The 20,951-nt window shown below is 41.5% G+C and carries 16 protein-coding genes and 1 other RNA gene; 8 read left to right on the forward strand and 9 right to left on the reverse strand.

Features of this window, described 5'->3' with window-relative positions:
* Positions 1-201: 201 nt before the first annotated feature.
* Positions 202-601: a transfer-messenger RNA gene (gene ssrA / locus ACZ41C_RS11665) on the reverse strand.
* A gap of 353 nt (positions 602-954) precedes the next feature.
* Between ssrA and ACZ41C_RS11670 the strand changes: the two genes are divergently transcribed.
* Positions 955-2,154 (forward strand): NAD(P)-dependent oxidoreductase, encoded by a 1,200-nt coding sequence (locus ACZ41C_RS11670; protein ID WP_138257416.1) that lies wholly within the window; start codon positions 955-957, stop codon positions 2,152-2,154.
* 309 nt (positions 2,155-2,463) lie between these two features.
* Positions 2,464-3,798 carry a sensor histidine kinase gene (locus tag ACZ41C_RS11675; protein ID WP_464561573.1) on the forward strand — a complete coding sequence of 445 codons (1,335 nt, stop codon included), beginning with the start codon at positions 2,464-2,466 and terminating at the stop codon, positions 3,796-3,798.
* Here the strand turns inward: ACZ41C_RS11675 and ACZ41C_RS11680 are convergent.
* Both ACZ41C_RS11680 and ACZ41C_RS11685 read right to left on the reverse strand, forming a co-directional pair.
* Entirely contained in the window at positions 3,772-4,890 is a 1,119-nt protein-coding gene (locus tag ACZ41C_RS11680) for an Sb-PDE family phosphodiesterase (protein WP_138257418.1), read from the reverse strand. The two genes, ACZ41C_RS11675 and ACZ41C_RS11680, sit on opposite strands and share 27 nt — an antisense overlap.
* 84 nt (positions 4,891-4,974) lie before the next feature.
* Positions 4,975-6,141: a serine hydrolase domain-containing protein gene (locus ACZ41C_RS11685; RefSeq protein ID WP_464561575.1), complete on the reverse strand. Its 1,167-nt coding sequence runs from the start codon at positions 6,139-6,141 to the stop codon at positions 4,975-4,977.
* 316 nt (positions 6,142-6,457) lie between these two features.
* Here ACZ41C_RS11685 and ACZ41C_RS11690 point away from each other — a divergent pair, with 316 nt between their 5' ends.
* Entirely contained in the window at positions 6,458-6,838 is a 381-nt protein-coding gene (locus ACZ41C_RS11690; protein WP_138257420.1) for a DUF1801 domain-containing protein, read from the forward strand.
* Here the strand turns inward: ACZ41C_RS11690 and kdsA are convergent.
* On the reverse strand, positions 6,835-7,653 hold the full coding sequence (gene kdsA, locus ACZ41C_RS11695) for a 3-deoxy-8-phosphooctulonate synthase (protein ID WP_138257421.1): 819 nt from the start codon (positions 7,651-7,653) through the stop codon (positions 6,835-6,837). The genes ACZ41C_RS11690 and kdsA overlap by 4 nt on opposite strands.
* A gap of 76 nt (positions 7,654-7,729) precedes the next feature.
* On the opposite strand from kdsA, the gene ACZ41C_RS11700 reads away from it, so the two are divergent.
* On the forward strand, positions 7,730-8,311 hold the full coding sequence (locus tag ACZ41C_RS11700) for a hypothetical protein (protein WP_138257422.1): 582 nt from the start codon (positions 7,730-7,732) through the stop codon (positions 8,309-8,311).
* On the opposite strand, the gene ACZ41C_RS11705 is transcribed toward ACZ41C_RS11700, so the two are convergent.
* The 3 genes from ACZ41C_RS11705 to ACZ41C_RS11715 form a co-directional block, all read right to left on the reverse strand.
* Complete coding sequence (locus ACZ41C_RS11705) at positions 8,308-9,030, reverse strand: LytR/AlgR family response regulator transcription factor (RefSeq protein ID WP_138257423.1); 723 nt, start codon at positions 9,028-9,030, stop codon at positions 8,308-8,310. The genes ACZ41C_RS11700 and ACZ41C_RS11705 overlap by 4 nt on opposite strands.
* 87 nt (positions 9,031-9,117) lie before the next feature.
* Positions 9,118-10,188, reverse strand: a complete 1,071-nt coding sequence (locus ACZ41C_RS11710; RefSeq protein WP_138257424.1) for a sensor histidine kinase — start codon at positions 10,186-10,188, stop codon at positions 9,118-9,120.
* Between the two features lie 15 nt (positions 10,189-10,203).
* Positions 10,204-10,800, reverse strand: a complete 597-nt coding sequence (locus ACZ41C_RS11715) for a hypothetical protein (protein ID WP_138257425.1) — start codon at positions 10,798-10,800, stop codon at positions 10,204-10,206.
* A gap of 194 nt (positions 10,801-10,994) precedes the next feature.
* Here ACZ41C_RS11715 and ACZ41C_RS11720 point away from each other — a divergent pair, with 194 nt between their 5' ends.
* The 3 genes from ACZ41C_RS11720 to ACZ41C_RS11730 all read left to right on the forward strand — a co-directional run bounded on the left by ACZ41C_RS11720 (position 10,995) and on the right by ACZ41C_RS11730 (position 16,368).
* A complete protein-coding gene (locus tag ACZ41C_RS11720) occupies positions 10,995-13,394 on the forward strand; it encodes a TonB-dependent receptor (RefSeq protein WP_464561580.1) in 2,400 nt (799 codons plus the stop codon).
* Positions 13,395-13,500: 106 nt separating this feature from the next.
* A complete protein-coding gene (typA, locus tag ACZ41C_RS11725) occupies positions 13,501-15,300 on the forward strand; it encodes a translational GTPase TypA (RefSeq protein WP_464561582.1) in 1,800 nt (599 codons plus the stop codon).
* A 279-nt stretch (positions 15,301-15,579) separates the two neighbouring features.
* Positions 15,580-16,368, forward strand: a complete 789-nt coding sequence (locus ACZ41C_RS11730) for an SDR family NAD(P)-dependent oxidoreductase (protein WP_464561584.1) — start codon at positions 15,580-15,582, stop codon at positions 16,366-16,368.
* A 27-nt stretch (positions 16,369-16,395) separates the two neighbouring features.
* Here ACZ41C_RS11730 and ppgK read toward each other — a convergent pair whose 3' ends face one another.
* Together ppgK and ACZ41C_RS11740 are read right to left on the reverse strand one after the other, a co-directional pair.
* Positions 16,396-17,145 (reverse strand): polyphosphate--glucose phosphotransferase, encoded by a 750-nt coding sequence (ppgK, locus tag ACZ41C_RS11735; protein ID WP_464561586.1) that lies wholly within the window; start codon positions 17,143-17,145, stop codon positions 16,396-16,398.
* Between the two features lie 140 nt (positions 17,146-17,285).
* Positions 17,286-17,585 carry a hypothetical protein gene (locus ACZ41C_RS11740; protein WP_138257430.1) on the reverse strand — a complete coding sequence of 100 codons (300 nt, stop codon included), beginning with the start codon at positions 17,583-17,585 and terminating at the stop codon, positions 17,286-17,288.
* A 719-nt stretch (positions 17,586-18,304) separates the two neighbouring features.
* Between ACZ41C_RS11740 and ACZ41C_RS11745 the strand changes: the two genes are divergently transcribed.
* The gene (locus ACZ41C_RS11745) at positions 18,305-20,926 is read left to right on the forward strand and encodes an MGH1-like glycoside hydrolase domain-containing protein (RefSeq protein WP_154916963.1); all 2,622 of its coding nucleotides are present in this window, start codon (positions 18,305-18,307) and stop codon (positions 20,924-20,926) included.
* The last annotated feature ends 25 nt before the right edge of the window (positions 20,927-20,951 follow it).

Raw genomic sequence — 20,951 nt, forward strand, 5'->3', positions numbered from 1 at the left:
GTGCTCGATGGCGTAACGAAAATAGCCACCTAAAATGGTGGCTATTGGAGTGGAGCCGGAGGATTGGCTAAAGCCTTGACCTCCTAACCGTAATTGAAAATCAAAATTTCAATCCTATGGATTGCAAATGCTAATCTCACAAAATGAAAAAGCGAGCTTTTTCATTTGCTCGCTTTCGCATTTAATTCTAAATTTTGACTTTAGTGGAGCCGGAGGGATTCGAACCCTCGTCCAAACAAGCAACGTCAGTGCTTTCTACATGCTTAGTATCTGTTTGGTTTTCGATGTGCACCTGACCAGAAACCGCCTAATGCACACTTATCTTCTTAAGGTTTTAGAGGCACCGCCAAAGCGAGCGGATACCCTTGTGTTGACTTTTCTGGTGCTCCTAAATGAATCGCCGTCAACAAGGGCTATTCAGGAACATCTCGCTTCCCTACCTTGTAGGGACGAGGCATATCTTACTATAATTCAGATTATGCGGCAAGAGCGTAATTATTTTCGCCAATTAAAAGTGTGAAGTATGATATTAACGAGCTGTACCCCAGCGCTCGGCATGCTTACATTGCCATTGGTCTCGCTGTCAAAACCAGTCGGCCCCGTAATGGGATGTCATTCCCGCACCGGCGGGAATCTATCACTTTTTTGTCAAAGAACTATAACGGTACGTAGTACGGTAAAGGGTTGGGCGTTTCCCTTTTCGTGAAACTTCAATGGGTCAGGCTTTCGGCTTTATCTTTTTCTGTTATTTTGAGCGGAGTCGAAAAACAGAAAAAGGATATCGCCTCAATCCTTAACGCAAATTTTCAACCAAGTCATCCTGGGCGTAGTCAAAGGATCTAACGCGCGGGACGCAAAGCTAACAAAAGTTTGGCATACGCTACAATTTTGGGAAAGCCTAATCCCAACTCTCCTTATTTACTTATTTTAGCGCAAAATCCATACCAAGAATATATGAAGTTCGGAATCATCAGAGAGCGTAAGAATCCCCCAGATCGCAGGGTGGTATTGTCACCACAGGCCTGTCAAAAAGTCTTGAGTACCTTTCCTAAAGCAAGGATTTTCGTGGAACCATCGCCCATTAGGGCCTTTGATGATGAATCGTACAGGCAATTGGGGATACCGGTTGAAAACACCATGGAAACTTGTGATGTGCTTTTGGGCGTGAAGGAAGTACCCATCAATGCCCTCATTCCCAACAAAAAATACTTTTTCTTTTCGCATACGATAAAAAAGCAGCCGTATAATCGGGATTTGCTACGGGCCATTTTGGACAGGAATATCGAATTATATGACCATGAGGTCATTACAAATCCCAAGGAACAGCGTTTGGTAGCTTTTGGGCGCTATGCAGGTATTGTTGGGGCCTATAATGGTTTCCGTACCTACGGATTAAAATTTGATCTGTTCAAGTTGCCAAAAGCAAATGCCTTGCCAGACCAGCAAGCATTGATCAGTGAATTGAGAAACATCAAACTGCCCAACATAAAGATACTACTTACGGGTAGGGGCAGGGTAGGGAACGGAGCCCGTGAAATGTTGGATGGCATGGGTCTGCGGCGCGTTAGTGTCGCCGAATATTTGGAGGAAGATTTTAATGAACCGGTCTATTGCCAGATCGATGCTGGGGAATACAACAAACGCAAGGACGGGGTGCGTGGAAACAAGGCCGACTTCTTTGCACACCCCGAAGAATATAAATCCAATTTTTTCCGGTTTGCAAAAGTGACGGACTTTTACATTGCCGGACATTTTTACGGCCAAGGGGCACCCTATCTCTATACCCGCGAGGATGCTAAACACCCTGATTTTAAGATAAAGGTAGTAGCAGATGTAAGTTGCGATATTAACGGTCCCGTGGCTTCCACAATCAGACCATCAACCATTGAAGATCCCATTTATGGGTACGACCCACAAACGGAAAGCGAAACCGATTATAAAAATCCCAATGCCATCGCCGTCATGGCCGTGGACAACCTTCCCTGTGAATTGCCCCGCGATGCTAGCCAGGGTTTTGGGGAGGCTTTCGTAAAAAATGTAATTCCTGCTTTCTTTAATGGGGATGCGGACGGTATTTTACAAAGGGCGCGGATGACGCAAAATGGCAAATTGACATCTCGATATGCCTATTTACAAGACTACGTTTCAAATTGAATTTGGGATTTATTGATAGATATTTAAGGGTAACTTTAGATAAACGACATTAATTCTAAGGATGTGTTCCTAAATTATACCTATTGTAATTGCTAGAAAACTAGGAATTCACTTAAGACTCATGAGTATAATTGACGATAAAAATCCTATTCAATCGATTTACGGAATTAACATTCTACAATAGTTTCTTTAAATCGCCTTCTCTATCTAAAGGAAACCGCGATTCATCGAAACAAATATCCATCTTGGAATTAACGCTCCTACAGGGGTTTTGGAAGGAGGTAATTTTATTCTTCAAATGGAAAGGATATGTTTAAAACCCTCGTTGCAATGGATGTCTTTGAGCTTAAGAGCTCACGTCCTGTTCTTTTGTTAATTTCGCCAGGTCTTTATCTTTATAGCATGGCTATTGGACAGCTAGACCCAGGGCGTGCGGAATTGGATTGGTCACCTGAGATTTTGAGTCTTTTTTTCTTGGGGGTGGGGTTAACCCCTTTTTTCTTTAAATCTTGGTGTCGAAAGTATTATGGATATATCGTTTTCTCCGTCCTATTGTTGTTCGCCCATTATTTGATAATAACCTCTGCCCTGAACCAATTTCATCTTTCCTATCTTTTGGGTACCTATGTGGTCCTTTTTGGAGGTATTCTTCTGCTGAACCATCGGATCTGGATAATTATTTATACATTTTCCTCCTTTGTTCATTTATTGGTTCAATTACGGTCGGCGGACTTTTCCCCATCCGATGGTGGAGCAATTTTGTTGTCGCTGGCGACCATTTTCATTTTTTCCACTTTTATCCAGAACGGTTTTATTCGGTATAAATATAAACTCCGAAAGCAAAATATAGATTTGGAGTTCGAGATAAAACAGCGTACAAAGGCCTTGGAAAAAAGGGCCCGTGAACTATCCGTCAAAAACAAGGAACTGGAGGAATTTGCCTATGTGGTTTCCCATGATATGAAAAGTCCGTTGCGCAATGTACATTCATTGGGCGCTTGGATTTTGGAAGATATAAACGATGGCCGATTGGAACAGGGCAAGGTCAACCTCCAACTTTTAATGGACCAAGTGGCTCAAATGGATATACTTGTAGATGGAATACTTAAATACTCACTAGGAATCGAAAAAAAGACAGTTACAACACTTTTGGATTTAAATGAGGTTTTGGATGGTCTCATTAGGGCCAATTCCTCGGATAAGGTTGTTATTGAAAAAGACAGCTCACTACCCCGCTTAGTGGCAGACCGAAGCCAAATGATACAGGTTTTCCAAAATATGATCCAGAATGCGATTACGTATAATGACAAGCCCATTGCATATATCAATATAGGTGTTATGGACGAAGTAGATCGCTTTACCTTTTATGTACAGGATAACGGAATAGGCATTGCACGCGAGCATTTTGACCGAATTTTTAAACTATTTCAAAAGTTGAACGAAGATAAAAGCGGCGAATCCGGTGGAATAGGGCTGGCACTGGTAAAAAAGATAGTATCCAAAAATGGTGGAGATATCTGGTTGGAAAGCAAAGAAGGAAAAGGAACCACTTTTTTCTTTTCCTTTTTTAAGGAGGATGTGCTTTTTAATTTTGGTAGCAAGAAAAACCTTAAGGAATCATTCGCTTGCGCTGAGGTTCCATGAAATTATGGGGTTCTTTCTGGGTGCTATATAAGCTCCTAGGGCCTTTAGTTTCAGGGTCATTTCTTCCATGCTTTCCAAGGTCTTGATAAGCAGCGTTTCAGAAGTACCGGCCTTCAACGTGAAAATGGCCGGTTTGCTATAAAACGAGTATTCCGTCGCATTCTCGAAAATTAGGTCGCTACTGCTCAAATTTTCCAGCACCACTTCCAATACATAGCTGTCCTTTATATATTTTACGGAGTTGACTTTAACACTATTTTGGATCAGAGGCACAAGATAGGCCTCCCTTCCTACCAAAAGATCATTGTAAATCGCTACGGTCCTTCCGGCAAAAAGGGCTTCCTTGATCGAGGGAAGCGTCTTTTCTTTCGCAAAAACCAAGGTGATGGGGCGGTGGTTTCCCTTTTCGGTATAGTCCCAATCGATGAGTCCGTGCACATCACTTGTTCCCATAATGGTAAGATTGTACTCCAAGGCGAGCGCAAGGGATTCCTCTGCGTAGTCCAAACTGTTAATGACTTCTATGCCATGCAGCTGTCCTTTCTCCACAAGGCTTTTTTGGAAATCGCTCATGATGGGCGTACCTTTTGGGCTTTGTGCATACCACGCTGGATGGTTCCAAAAAACATAGGCACCTTGTTTATTGGCCTCCTTAAAGGCATTTTCCGCTTTTTCCTGAAGAATTGGATTGGCGTCCTCGATGAAAACCGCGTTGTTATGTCCCATAGGTGCGCTTCTGGTTATTTCCGAACCGTGCACGATCAATAGGTCATGGTCCTTGGCTTCCTGAAGTGCAATTTCGTACGAACGGTTTCTGTCCGGATGGGGTATATCTTCAGAATGCGGCTGATACTCCAAATGCTCCGTCAAACTTATCACGTCCAAATTATCCCTGAGGGCTTCTTGCACACGGATATTTGGCCATACATTTCCATCCGAAAATACGGTATGCATGTGTAGATCGGTCTTTACGGTTATATAGTTAGGAATATCTGGGAAAGTTAATGGTCTGGAACTGCGATGCGTGTGTTCTTGTCCCGAAACCAAGAATAGGGAAAATAAAAAGAAGAGAACGGAGTAATTATTTTTCATGGTGTTTAAAAATAGAACTTTTTGTATTTTCAGTGGTTACCTAAGCGTATGCCCAAGATTATTAAATAATTAATTTGAAAATAGTTATTGGTTAGGCTCGAACAGATCTGTATTGGGCCAAGCATCCTGTCGTTCTATCATGTTGTTCATAAATGTATGGATAGCGTCCAAAACCGTGGCAAAATTCGATTCCCCACTATTTACAAGTACAACATAAGAAAATGGATGTCCAACATGCAAAGCTGCCAATGTTCCAGGTAATGCCCCGTTATGTGTCCAACTACTCCTTAAAAGGTAACTTACTCCGTTCCCTGCCGGTAATATATTATTAACATTGAATCTGCCATCTGATTTTACTGCAAGTAGGGCCAAGGATTTTGCATTGGATACCCATCCACCGGCAGCGTCCAATCGTTCTATATTGATGTTGTAAGGAGAAGCCCAAGAAGAATAATATTTGGTTTCATCAGGTAGTTTTCCTTCAAGAGTGCTTTTTCCCATGTAAACCTCATGGATTAAATTGGGTTCCAAAATGTTCTCTTTTACATAGTCTTTATAGCTTTGGCCGCTTTTGGCTTCAAAGATTTTTCCCAATAAGGCGTACCCAAAATTGGAATATTGAAAGCGGAGACCGGGTTCAAAGGTCAATGAGCGCTCATCCAAGACCCTGTCTGCTAGAACGTTAAAATTTAAATCGACTTGCTCAAACATGATATCGGTTGGTTCGTTAGCAAAACCAGCAGTATGTTCCACTAGGTGGTCAACGGTAATCTGCAACTCGTTATTTTCTATGGGAAGGTTGCCGTAAGTGTTTCCTAAGATTGAATTGGCCCCGAAAACACGCTCATCCAAACTGAGTTTTCCATCAAGTATCAATTTTGAGATTGCTAAAAGGGTAATGGGTTTTGATATACTTGAAATCCTGAACAAAGTGGAGTTGGAAACGGGTAAATTTTTCTCGACATCTGAAATCCCAAAAGCTTCGAGGTATACCAATTTTTCATTTCGGATAATGGCCATTTGGGCACCAGGAAAATTGTTTTGGGCCATGAATCTCTCAAAATCGGAAGTTATTTCACTTAGGGAAACCTGAACCGTAGGTGGTTGCCTTTGCTCCTCAATAAAGTCAATAGAAGGGGAAGTCTCTTTGATTTCATTAGTTTCCGGAGTCGCAATGGGCCTATCTGTGCTTTCTTTTTCACAAGAAAATATTAAAAAAGAGAGAAAGCTGAAAAGAAGTATTTTTGTCATTATACCTAGTTTCAATATGATTTAAAGATACTAATAATCTCAATTTGAAGCCAATTGAAACTACCTACAGATTAATTGGTGATTATTATAAATCATAGGTTTAGATAACCTTGGACCCTCAAGAACAATTTTGGAAAATCTTTGGTATACAAAAATTAAAGTATCTACCAAGAGTAAGATTCATTGGTTTTTGGAATAACATTTAGTATTGAACTCGATTTTAATTATGCCTTTCGATTTTTGAGGATTTCAATTTTATTTTCAGAAAATAAAAATATCGATATGTCTGAAAATATCTGGTTAACTTGTAACGGATATGAACCCGGCTGAATACTATATTTTAAACCAACCTGAGCCCTACAGAAGCATTTTGCTCCACATAAAGGCTGTGGTTGAACATTCTATTCCGGCAGCCTCCATGAAATATAAATGGCGTATTCCTTGTTTTTATATTGGAAAGACTCCTTTATGTTATCTGAACGTGTCCCTAAAAAAAGGGTTTGTGGATGTTGGTTTTTGGAACTCGGCCCACCTAAAAAAACATCTGGACAAAATGGTTTCGGAAAAAAGAAAAGTGGTTAAATCCCTTCGTTATAATACTTTGGAAGAAATTGACGAAACCATTCTCAAAGAGGTGCTCTTGGAGGCCGAATCCCTAAAAAGCAAAGGTTTTTATAAAAGGGAGGACTTAACCTAGAACGTATTCACTACCTCCCGTAAGGCTACCAAATCTGTCAGCAATTTTCCCATCAAACTTAAATCCAGCATATTGGCTCCGTCACTTTTGGCATTGGCAGGGTCAAAGTGGGTCTCGATAAAGAGTCCATCGACTCCTGCAGCAATTCCCGCTCTGGCCATGGTCCCTATCAAAGCCGGTCTGCCGCCGGTAACCCCAGAGGATTGGTTGGGCTGTTGTAGGGAGTGGGTAACGTCCAATACCACAGGGGCAAACTGTTTCATGGTGGGAACGCCCCTAAAATCCACAATCATGTCCTGATACCCGAACATAGTACCACGATCGGTTATGATAGCTTGTTGGTTTCCGGTTTCAGTGACTTTGTTTACGGCATGTTTCATGCTTTCCGGACTCATAAACTGTCCTTTTTTGATATTTACCGTTTTGCCGGTTTCCGCTGCGGCCACCACCAAATCGGTTTGGCGGGCCAAGAAGGCAGGAATCTGTAGAACTTCCACGTATTCTGCCGCCATTGCGGCATCCTGTTCCGTGTGAATGTCCGTAATTGTGGGAATCTTAAAGGTTTCGGACACTTTTCTTAGAATTTTTAGGGCCTTTTCATCCCCAATACCCGTAAACGAATCCAGCCGACTCCTATTGGCTTTTTTAAAACTGCCCTTGAAAACATAGGGGATTTTCAGCTTTTCTGAAAGAGAAACAATATGATCGGCTATTCGTAAAGCCATATCTTCACCTTCAATGGCGCAGGGCCCTGATAGCAGAAAGAAATTGTTGGAATCGGTGTATTTTATTTGGGAAATCTTGGACAAATCCATCTTATAAATTTTTCATAAAGATAGTACTATTCCCTGGTATTGTTTTTAGATTTAAATGCAACAACCATCAATCGAAATGTACAAAATTCTCTTTTTTCTACTCGTTTTAGTAGGGTTAACAGTGCAATCCCAAAGTTATGGGGTCACTGAAAAAGGGTTTGGAATTGTAAACCTGGAACGACATCAATTTAGGTTTGATTTGCTATCTCCTGGAATTTCCTATGAATTGGGGCTTTTTAAAAACGTGAGTGCATCGGGTGGCCTGGGATTGGGATATGCCACGTACGAAGAAGGGTATGCGGTTGGAGTAACCTTACATACAAGGGTTCGATATTACCATAATTTTAATAGACGCATCCGAAACAACAAAAATGTTTCTGGTAACTCCGGGGATTATTTTGCCGCTGCGCGAAGCATTTTCTTCTCCCAAGGTAGACTGGCGAGCAATATTGAAGGTCCGGACGATTTTAATTTGGGAGTATTTGGGGCGGTTTATGGCATTCAACGTACGTATCCCAAGGGTTTTAATTTCAATTTGGAGTTGGGAGCGGGTTATTACAGGGGCGATGGGGTTCCCAATGGTTACGGGCCTTTGGTGAACTTTACTTTTGGTTGGGTCGCTACCAAGCGGAAATCCAGAAAACCGACATTTGATTAAAGCATTATTTTTTTAATAGCATCCATATAGCCTCTACTTACCCTTACCACTTCATTGTTTTCCATGGTGATGTCGTAAGATTTACCATACTTGTGAAGCTCTTTCACTTTGTTCAGGTTGATTAAGGATGATCGGTGTACCCTCAGAAAGGATTTTGGATTCAATTTTTCCTCCAAAGCGGAAATACCGTAATTACTTACTAAAACATCCGAAGCGGTATGTAATTTGGAATAATCGCCATACGCTTCGATCCAGATAATATCGGCAACGGCAATGGTAATAAGTTTATCCTTTTTTTCTACCAATACCCGTTCTGGATAATCGGTTTTATCCATCAATAATGATTGAGTAAGCGAACCGACTTTTTCTGTCGTTTGATTCAATTTTTCAATAGCTTTTGTAAACCGTTCCTTGGTATAGGGTTTGAGCAGATAGTCGATTGCATGTACTTCAAAGGCCTGAAGGGCATACTTATCGTACGCCGTAGAAAAAATAATGTTGGGTATTTCCTCTAAGCGTGTTAAAACCTCAAAACCGGTAAATCCCGGCATCTGAACATCTAAGAAGACCAGATCCGGTTTAAACTCGTTAATTTCCTTCACTGCATCCACCCCGTTATTGACCTCGGAAATGAGAATCAAGTCAGGAAAACCTTCTAAATATTCCTTGATCAATTGGCGTCCCGCTTTTTCGTCATCGGCAATCAGCACCTTTTTCATCTTCTTGTCATTAGTTGTTCTTTGTCGGACAGCTGTAATTTGTCATTAACTATTCGTGAACATTCCATCTATTTTAGTTTCCGCGTTTTATATGGAAAACAATATTTTCAGTCCTTGTGGTTTATTATCCAGCAATTCCATCTGGGAATTGTACATTTTTTGGAGCCGTAATCGGGTATTGTTGAGGCCGATACCTTTTTCGAATGCTGCTGTCTTTTCTCGTATTCCAATACCCGTATCGGAAATCTCGAATTTTAATTTACCTTCTGTTTTTTTAATGTTGATGGATATGGTTCCTCCATTGATCAAACTGGCCAGTCCGTGTTTGACCGAATTTTCCACTAAGGGCTGCAATAGCATGGGCGGCACCATTTCATCCAACAGGTTTTCGGGTACGTTGATATCAATTTGCAATCGTTCATCAAACCGGGCCTTTTCCAGGTCTAAATATTTTTTTACAAATTCCAGCTCTTCCCGCAAGGGAACCAGCTCGGTTTGGGAGGCCTGCAATTGGTACCGGAAAAGATCGCTCAATTGTGCGATCATCTGTCTTGTTTTTTCATTTTCAGGGGGGAGCGAGGCATTTATCGTATTGAACACATTATAAAGAAAGTGCGGATTTAATTGCGCTTTTATCGCGGCAAGTTCACTTTTCAACGCGGCCTGCCGTAACTCCCCTTCCAATTTGATCTTTCGTTCGTTCTCCCTGAAATACCGGTAGGCAAAGAAACATCCGAATTGTATAAAAAGAAACAAGAGCGGAATGTACCAGTCCCAAATGGCTCCAGAACCTTCCAGATGATTCATTCCCATAGCCTCAACAATCATGTACCTTATTTCCCTTACGAAGTAGGTCACGATGGGCAATAAAAGTAAAACGGTTAAAATCTGCCATTTTCTGGATTTATTTCGGAAAAGATAATACCCAAAAAACCAAATTAAAACCGACGCCAATAATAGGAAGGCATATTGTTGTCCGGAGGCAAACCAAAATCCCCTCAAGTTTGTCCATCCCCAAATTCCTTCTTCTTCATACCACATCCCGTTATACCATAGTACGATACGGTATAGCCAAGCAAAAAAGAAATAGAAAAGAAAAATGGCCAATATTTCCTTTACTGTGGTATTAAAGAATGTAGTCTTGTTTTTATCGCTCATTTTTAAAAGTTTAATTCACTGGATATCGAAAACGTACCAAAACTCTCCATCGTATGGGTCAAAACTTGCTTTCAGAAGACCATCCGGTGTTTGTACAAGATACTGATTTGTAACCTCAATTTCTTCACTATTAAGCCAAGCCCTAACCACCCCATCCTCATATTTGAATACCAATCCGTTGTTGAATACGGCCAGAAGATTATAACTTTTTGGATTTACTTTCGAAAGCTTAATTTCTTTTCGCTCCAAACCCGGCTTATCTTCATGTTTATCGTACCAAACAATTTGAGAACCGTTTTTAAAATTTTGGGTCCAGTTGCGGCGCTCCGTGGGCAATATGAAAATTTCCAGTTTTCCGCCTTCACTTTTAATGATTTCTGGGGATGATTTCCAAAATGTTTTTATGGATAGGGTATAATCGCCTTCCAGGGTCACGGCTTCGTCCTTTCCTAGTATTTGTTGGCTGCCGCTTTCATTTATCAACGTAAATTCAGCACTCTCGGGATAATTGTACGTGGTGTTCTCATTTTTGACTACGACCGCAAAATAATCTTGGGCAGTTACATATTTGCCAATAAGTAAGGCTAAAATATACAATAAGACTTTCAGCATGAGTTCCAATTTAGGATTCGACCATAAATGTAAACCGGTACTGACACTATTTAAAATACTTTCAGACGAGCTGTCCTATACGCGGATGAATTGCCCAGGGTCCATTTAACGCTACACGGGTCTATTCATCAGTTTTTCCTTGAACTGAGGGAATCAAAGCCTGAATTTTGGATCAAATCAAAAAACGAACGATCATGAGACTTTTTTTCACACTTATGCTATGGACAACCTTTGGATTTGGATATGCACAATCCATAACAGGGAAAGTACTTTCACAGGAACAAGAAGCTATTCCCTATGCCACGGTTACGTTAAATCAACTACAAGATTCTAGTCTGGTAAAGGCTGTTATTACCAATGAACAGGGTTTTTTCGAAATCAAGGATGCATTCAGTGGAACGTACATTCTCAACATTTCCAATATCGGGTTTGTTGGTTATAGTAAGACAATCTTGGTTAATGATACTTCGTTGGACTTAGGCGTCATTATTTTGGAGGCAGCTACGGAAAATTTGGACGAGGTTACGGTCGTTGCCGAAAAACCGATGGTTCAGGTATTGGCCGATAAAACGGTATTCAACGTGGAAAAAACCATAAATGCTACCGGTACCAGTGCGTTTGAACTACTGCGTAAGGCACCTGGGGTTGTAATAGACAATAACGGTGGTCTTATTGTGGAAGGTAAAGCGGGCGTTCAAATTTTTATAGATAACCGGCCATCGGTCCTACAAGGCCAAGACCTGACCAATTATTTGGAAAGCCTGCAATCTACCGATATCGAGGCCATAGAAATCATTACCCAACCCTCGTCCAAATACGATGCTGCCGGTAACGCGGGTATCATCAATATCAAACTCAAGAAGGACAAAAGCCTGGGAACCAATGGTTCCGTAACTTCTGGAATTACTAATGGGGATTTTGCCCGCTACAATTCCAGTATCAATTTTAATTCGAGAGGAAAAAGGGGAAACCTTTATGGGACCTACAGTAACAGGTATGGAAAGAGTAGTAATTTTTTAAACCTTTTACGTACACAGTCCGGTACACAATTCAACGCGCGTACCAATAGTATTTACGACCAAAATAGCAATAACGTGAAACTGGGATATGATTTCTACGCCAACCAAAAAAGTACTATCGGAGCCATTTTTAACGGGAATTTCAACAACGGGTTTGGCAATAATAACTCCAGAACGCCCATTCGACCGGTCGCGAATACGGCAAATGATAGTGTGTTGGTTTCCAATAACCGAACCACCAATACAACCTATAATATCAATGCTAATTTAAATTATAAATATGCGGATACCCTTGGGCATACCCTGAATATGGATTTTGATTATGGGCGGTATTCGAGTGACCGGACAGCCTTGCAACCCAACGTTTATTTTAATGGGGATGAGACCCAGGTTATTCGGGAAAATGCTACAAGCCAGAATACCCCCACCGATATTGCAATTATCACGTACAAGGCAGATTATGAACAGGATTTGTTCAAGGGGAAACTAGGTCTGGGCTTTAAGTTTTCGTACGTAAATACGGCTAATACTTTTGATTTTTTCAATCAGATCAATGGCGAATTTGTTTTGAACACCATGCAAAGCAACCAGTTTGATTACACTGAAAAAATAAATGCCGCCTACATCAATTATAATTATAAATGGGAGAAGTGGAACCTGCAAATGGGGCTTCGGGCGGAGAATACAGTTTCAGATGGCAATCTGGTCAGCAATCAACAAAATGGGGATAGCCGGGTGGAACGCAACTATACCAATTTCTTTCCTTCTGGGGGATTGACCTTTCAACTGAACCAAAAAAATCAACTGGCACTTATCTACAGCAAGCGCATACAACGGCCTAACTATCAATCCCTAAATCCGTTCGAATATGTAATAGACGAGCTTTCCTTTAGCAAAGGAAATCCTTTTTTACAACCTCAGTATACGGACAATATTAAGTTTTCACATACCTATAACTATCGTCTAACGACCTCTTTGAGCTATAGTTACGTTTCGGACTTTTTTGCCCAAGTGACCGTGGCGGAAGGCGAGAGCCGTAACTTTCTTACCACTAGGAATGTGGCGGACCAGGAAATCGTTAATTTGGGAATCTCTTACCCAAAACAAGTGAAGGAATGGTGGAACATTTATTTTAGCCTCAATGCCTACGTGAGCAATTACAAGGCCAATAGTCCGGAGTTTTTGCCGGTGAAACAGGAAACCTTGAGTATATACGCCCAAAATACGTTTAACTTACCCAGGAAGTACACGTTGGAGGTTTCCGGCTGGTACAGTTCGCCCAGTGTTTGGGGAGGCACATACCGGACCAGTGCCTTAGGTTCTTTGAATTTGGCTTTCCAAAAGAGATATTTTAAAGAAAAACTTACGGCAAGGTTGGCCTTTAATGATATTCTATATACGGTTCCCTGGCGGGGAACCACACAATTTGGAGACTTATTTATTGACGGTAGCGGGGGTAGCGACAGTAGGCAAGTAGCTTTTAGTCTAACCTATGACTTTGGCCGGGACGAAATCAAAAAAGCCCGAAATAGAAAGACTGGATTAGAGGATGAAAACGATAGGATTGGAAACTAACAATATTTTTGTTGAAATCCTTCAAAATCAATAAGATAAAAATAACATTTGTTTGGTCGGAGGTACGAAAATTAAGACTATCTTTGCGCGCTTAAAATAAGGCCTTATGTCCAAGACAAAAAATATTGCGATCATCGCACACGTAGACCACGGTAAAACCACTTTGGTTGACAAAATCATGTACCACTGTAGTTTGTTCCGTGAGAACGAAAATGCAGGGGATTTGATTCTTGATAACAACGATTTGGAAAGGGAGCGTGGTATAACCATTGTATCCAAGAATGTATCCGTTGTCTATAAGGACACAAAGATAAATATCATAGATACCCCGGGACACGCGGATTTTGGTGGGGAAGTGGAGCGGGTATTGAACATGGCCGATGGTGTTTTGCTATTGGTAGATGCCTTTGAGGGACCCATGCCTCAGACCCGATTCGTACTTCAAAAAGCCATTGATCTTGGTTTGAAACCTTGTGTGGTCATCAATAAGGTAGATAAGGAAAACTGTACCCCTGAGGAGGTACATGAAAAGGTATTTGACCTAATGTTCGAGTTGGGCGCGGAGGAATGGCAGTTAGATTTTCCAACGGTTTACGGTTCTGCCAAGCAGAATTGGATGAGCGATGATTGGAAGAACCAGACCAATACTATTGAACCCTTATTGGATATGGTCATCGAACATATACCTTCTTTTGAACCCAAGGAAGGCAACACACAGATGTTGATAACATCCCTGGATTTCTCTTCTTTTACAGGTCGTATCGCCATTGGAAGATTGCAACGAGGTATATTGAAGGAGGGTCAGCCTATTTCTCTTGTGAAAAGAAACGGGACCATCGTCAAATCCAAGATCAAGGAATTGTTCACTTTTGAAGGCTTGGGCCGTAAAAAAGTACAATCGGTTGAAGCAGGAGATATATGTGCCCTAGTTGGTGTAGAAGGCTTTGAAATAGGTGATACCGTGGCCGATTTTGAAAATCCGGAAGGTTTGAAGACCATTGCCATTGACGAGCCAACCATGAGTATGTTGTTCACTATTAACGACAGTCCGTTTTTTGGAAAGGACGGTAAGTTCGTTACTTCCCGCCACATCAAGGAACGTTTGGAGCGAGAATTGGAAAAAAACCTGGCACTTCGTGTAAACGAGACCGATAGTGCCGACAAGTTTTTGGTCTTTGGCCGTGGGGTACTTCATTTATCCGTACTGATAGAGACCATGAGAAGGGAAGGTTATGAACTTCAAATTGGCCAACCACAAGTAATCATTAAGGAAATAAACGGCGTGAAATGTGAGCCCATCGAGCATCTGACCATCGATTTGCCCGAGGATGTTTCGGGGAAGGCCGTTGAAATGGTTTCCATCAGAAAAGGGGAGATGACCAGTATGGAGGCAAAGGGCGACAGAATGGTCTGTGAGTTCCAAATTCCTTCTAGGGGCATCATCGGACTTAGAAATCAATTGCTAACGGCAACCGCCGGTGAGGCCATTATGGCACATAGATTTTTGGAGTACCAACCCATGAAAGGCGACATACCACAGCGCCAGAACGGTTCCTTGGTTTCCATGGAAACCGGCAAGGCGATTCCATATTCTATTGACAAATTACAGGAGCGTGGTAAATTCTTTGTGGATCCCGGAGAGGATATTTACGAAGGACAGGTAATTGGCGAGAATTCCCGAGGGGACGATATGACCGTGAATATTACCAAGACAAAAAAACTTTCCAATGTACGTTCCTCCGGTGCAGATGATAAGGCACGGATCGTACCTGCCATCAAATTTTCCTTGGAAGAAGCCTTGGAATATATACAAAAGGACGAATATGTTGAGGTTACCCCTAAGCATCTTAGGTTACGAAAAATATACTTAACGGAAAACGACCGAAAACGGAATAAAATAGCTTAAAACAAAGCCCTGATTTTTCAGGGCTTTTTTTGTTTCTTTATTTTGTGTTCAAATACCTAGTTAATTCTGCACGACTCCGTTTTTAGCTAAAAAATGCTTTTACCAAACTGCTAAATTTTTAATATCTTTTTTCTTATTATCAAATAGAATTTGTTTAAAAAATAACGTTTTCGTAATAATTATATCAAGCCTAATTTTCTTTAATGCTACCGCATTTTTTTTTCTAATTTGAAGTCCCAAAACAACTTAGGCTAACTAACAAAACTCATAGGGACTAACATGCAATTAAAAGGAAAACGGGTACTCATAACAGGGGGTACAAGGGGTATCGGTAGATGTATTGTGCAAGAAATGATTGATGGCGGCGTAACGCACCTGGCCATCATTGCCAGGGACAAGAAAAGCCTAAAAGAATTGTCCGAGACATATCCTGAGGTCAAATTTATGAGGATTTCCGGCGATGTCGCAAATATTGATGTCCTTAGGGAGGCAGCGGCCCGTATCGAGGATAAATGGGGGTATCTGGATATCTTGATAAATAATGCAGGCATCGTTTCGGCGGGGCCTTTGGAAGAATTGCCCGATGAGGAAATCTACGATCAGGTGGCAGTCAACCAAACCGCCATTTTATTATTGACAAAATACTGCGTGCCTTTATTGAAATCGTCTGAGGAAGGGGCCATTCTCAATATTTCATCTGGATTGGGCCTCATAGGGATGCCGTTTTATGCAGTGTATGGCAGTACCAAGGCAGCAGTTAAACAGTTTTCAGATTCCATACGAAGGGAATTGGCTCCGTATAATGTTTCCGTTACGTGCTCCTTTCCTACGGCCACGGCTACGGATATGATGCAGAAGTTTGATGGAATGGAAATGGATTCCCCGGAGTTTGTGGCCAAAAGATCCATCGAAGGCCTGCTGAACAAAGAATTACATGTGATTTTTGGCGGGGAACAGCGAAAAAAGGATAGCGAGGTCAACTTTATGGAGCCCAAAAAATTCGATGCCAAAGTTGCCGAAAGTTACGAAGATTTTAAAGCGTCCAGTGAAGGCCATAAGGCTTTGTAGTATGGAGTATGGAAAGCAATTAAAAAATTAAACCTTGGGAGCCTTGTGGAGACTCGCCACGGCCGCACCTATAATTCCGGCATGGTTTTGCAGTTCTGCAGGTATAACGGGGGTTTCAATTTTAATTTTTTTCTTGAACTGTTTAAAGTCCTTTGAAGCGCCCCCTCCTAGAATGATAAGGTCGGGCGAAATAATCAGTTCCACATACTCCAAAAAAGTATTGAATCTTTTTCCCCATTTTTTATAGGAAAGCTCCTCACGCTCCATGGCGCTCCCCGCGGCCCATAGTTCTATTTTCTCGAATTTTTTATAAGGTATTTGGCCAAGCTCAAAATTGGGAATCAGTTCCCCGTTATAAAAGGCCCCGCTCCCCAGTCCCGTACCAATGGTGATCATAACGACCAGTCCTTCCTTACCTCTTCCTACACCATAGTTAATCGTGGCATATCCAGCGGCATCGGCATCATTTATTACGGTAAAATCCAAGCCTGTCTTTTTCTCCAATAGCTCTTCTACATTGACGCCTAACCAGCTTGGATCTAAATTTCCAGGCGATTTACAGACTCCCTTTTTGATAATGGTAGGAAACCCGCAGCCAACTTTACCGGAGTAGTCGAAATGTTGTACGATTTCTGCAATAACGTCAGACATGGCTTCTGGCGTTCGTGGTTTTGGTGTGGGAATACGGAACCTTTCGGTCAGCATTTCACCACTTTCAGAATCCACCAATGCGCCTTTGATTCCAGAGCCGCCTACATCAATACCAAGTAAAGTCATTACGAAAATTTATAAGAGACCACAAAGAAACAAAAAAGATTCCTTTCCCTGAATTTTCCGCCCTACTACCTTGTTTTTAGGGAAATTGTATAACAAAAAAAGGACCGAGGTCCTTTTTCCAAGAGTTTCGGGAATATGGGTTATTCAATTAATTTCAGGGCGATAATGGTGTTGTATTCCATTTCATCGTCCTCCCCCATTTCCAGGGTAAAGGTGATATTGAACAATTTTCCGATTAGCGCTTCGTCCATAAGGTCAAAAGCTTCAGATGCCTCTTCGGTAATGTCATGAAATTCATAGATTTCTCCCTCATCGCCCATAAAAAAATAAACGCCGTCCTCATGTCTGTCATAAGTACCGTTTACCTTTACGGTGTCCTGAGGAATACTTCCGTAAAATGTGGTCGCGAACATAGCGAACGCGATAAAAAGTGTTTTCATTTTGTATGTTTTTTCTGTTTTTTAATTCTTGTCTTGATTCTATTCCTGCGATGGACAGGATTGGAAATCCAACACAAATGAACTCAATTTTTTTGAATGTTCATTATTTTTTCAGTTTTTTCAAATTCAAGTTTTTTAAAAATGTAATGTACTGTAAAACAATTAGTTGTTATTTAGTTTGTTTTACTTTAGAAAGTATTGGTATTAGAATTTATCATTATCCTTTTATTACTGGGCGTTAGAGCTGGAAATAGAGGGTCGGTTCAAAAAGCTTTCTTTTTCGGATTCTTTCTTTTATATACGTTGCTTAGACATTTTTTTATTAAAAGCCGGTTAATACAACATCCATGAAGCAAGGCCTATATCTTTTGACCTCAAATTAACTTGTGGTTTTGGTAAATTATAATGGATTGTAAGATCAACAAAATAAAAGTCGGCCTACAATAATAGCAATACTTCAATAGTTGTATGCACGTTTAATAGTTGAACAAATAAATTTTATTTTTAACACTTTTATGGGCATCGCCTCTGGGTGTAATACCTAGTGGCCTGCCAACAATTGTTCAGGTGGTTTTGCTACTAAGTTGATAGTATATTTTTTCCGAACATCTAATGGGCTGGCCCCTAGGTTGTTCGATCTCTAACTGAAAGGGCAGGAAACATTTAAAAATAGGAGGTTTGCCAATGTTGTTCCATTTGATAATAAAGAATTCAGATTTATGACCAAAAAAAATGCCGAGCAGCAACGTCTTGCCGTTGGGGACAATTACAAGAATTGGAAACGCTGGGGGCCTTATCTCGCGGATCGCCAGTGGGGTACGGTTCGTGAGGATTACAGCGTAAACGGACAGGCATGGAATTTCGTAGATCATGACAAAGCCCGTAGCAATGCCTACAGATGGGGCGAGGAAGGCATCGGCGGATTCTGCGATTCCAGGGAAATCCTCTGTTTGGCACCGGCGTTTTGGAACGGAAAGGATGCGATACTCAAGGAACGACTCTTCGGTCTCACCAATGGTGAAGGAAATCATGGAGAGGATGTAAAGGAGCTGTACTTTCATCAAGTGTCAACCCCAACACATTCCTATAATAAATTCTTGTACAAATATCCTCAAAAAAAGTTCCCATATTCCGATTTGGTAAAGAAAAATAGGGCCAGAAGCAGGGAAGAAGCGGAGTATGAGATTCTGGATACCAAGGCCTTTAGGAACAATACCTACTTTGATTGCTTTATTGAATATGCCAAGGCAGATGTGGGCGATATCCTAATGAAGGTTACCGTAGTGAACAGGGCATCCAAAAAGGCATCCATCCATGTTTTGCCACATTTGTGGTTCCGTAATTTTTGGAAGCACAACAAGCGGTTTGAAAGACCTAGCATGAAGGCTATTTCGGAAGATTGCGTAATGTCCAGAAGCGTCAGGAACGGCCGTTATTATCTGTACCATGAAAAGGGAAATCAGCTTTTTTGCGATAATGAGACCAACAACAAGCGCATTTATAACGTGGACAACGAGGTTCCCTATGTAAAGGATGGCATTAACAACCACGTTGTAAACGGCATGGATACCGTAAATCCGGATAAAACAGGTTCCAAGTTTGCTGTTTGGCATAAATTGACCTTACGGGCCGGTGAGGAAAAAACGGTTAGGATTCGTTTGAGCAAAGGAAAATTGGACGACCCATGGTCTGGATTCGATGCTATTTTCCAGAACCGGATGCAGGAATGCGATGAATTTTACAACGATATTCTTGCCGATAGGAATTTGCCCAAGGAACATCGGGAAATCGTGGAGAAGGCATTTTCTGGCTTGTTATGGACCAAGCAGTTCTATTATTACGATGTTTATAAATGGCTTTTTGGTGGTCCTGGCGAACCAAAACCTTACAGGGAAAGCCCCCGAAATTTCAGTTGGCAGCATTTGACCAACAGACATGTCATTTCCATGCCCGATAAATGGGAGTACCCGTGGTACGCTGTATGGGACTTGGCCTTTCACATGGCCTCTTTCGTTGAGATTGACCCATATTTTGCCAAGGAACAGCTTATATTGATGTTACGCGAAAGTTACATGCACCCAAATGGGCAGATACCCGCTTATGAATGGAATTTTAGCGATGTGAATCCGCCCGTACATTCTTGGGCCGTTTGGAACGTCTACGAAAAGGACAAACAAAAGACCGGCACTGGCGATATCCATTTTTTGGAAAAGGCCTTTCAGAAGTTGTTAATCAATTTCACTTGGTGGGTCAATCAAAAGGATAAAAGCGGAACGGACCTTTTTGAGGGCGGTTTTTTGGGCCTGGACAACATTGGTGTCTTTGACCGCAACCATATGCCACCGGGAATTACCAGAATGCAGCAAGCCGATGCGACCAGCTGGATGGCCATGTTCACCCTGAACATGCTGAGAATGAGCTTGGAGCTCTCCAAAAGCAACAAATCCTATGAAGACCTGGTCGCTAAGTTCTTTAGGCATTTTTTGAATATTGCTTGGGCCATGCACCACATCGGTAAAAAGGATATTTCCCTTTGGGACGATGAGGATAACTTCTACTATGACGTAGTGGAGATGGATAGCGGTATGACCAATCGATTGAAAGTGAGGTCACTGGTGGGTATAATTCCATTGTTCGCAGTTGAGATCATCCACAAGGACCTTTTTGAGGAACTTAAGGAATTTAGGCGAAGGGCCGCGGATATCGTTAGGACTAGGCCAGATTTGGCATCCCTTATCTCCAATATTGAGGAAACAAATGCTGATGGCAATTACCTATTCTCCATCATGCGCGGATTTCGTCTGGAGCGTTTGTTGAGGCGTATGTTGGATGAGGATGAATTTTTATCGGATTATGGCATTAGGTCCCTTTCAAAATACCATGAGGAACATCCGTTCGTATTCAAACATCACGGTCATCATCAAATTCAGTATGAATCCGGGGAAAGCCGCTCCAACATGTTTGGCGGTAATTCCAACTGGCGCGGACCAATATGGTTGCCGCTGAATTATATGATCATACAATCCTTACGGAAATACTATCTATTTTACGGAGACACCTATCAGTATGAATTTCCATTCGGTTCCGGTAGGAAACTCAATTTGAAGCAGATTGCCAATGAACTGAGCAAAAGGCTATTGAAGCTCTTTGAACGCAATGAGGACGGAAAGTTCCAATATCATTCAGACGATGAAAACAAGTTCTTTACCAATGACCCTCATTTTAGGGACCATCATTTGTTCTATGAGTTTTTTGATGGCGACCATGGAAAAGGTTTGGGAGCGTCACACCAAACAGGTTGGACGGCATTGATCGCCAATTTGATTTTGGAGATGGATTAGGTTCCTTGGTTTTTTAAACCGGTAC

It is taken from the genome of Maribacter sp. C-4077 (assembly GCF_055378385.1).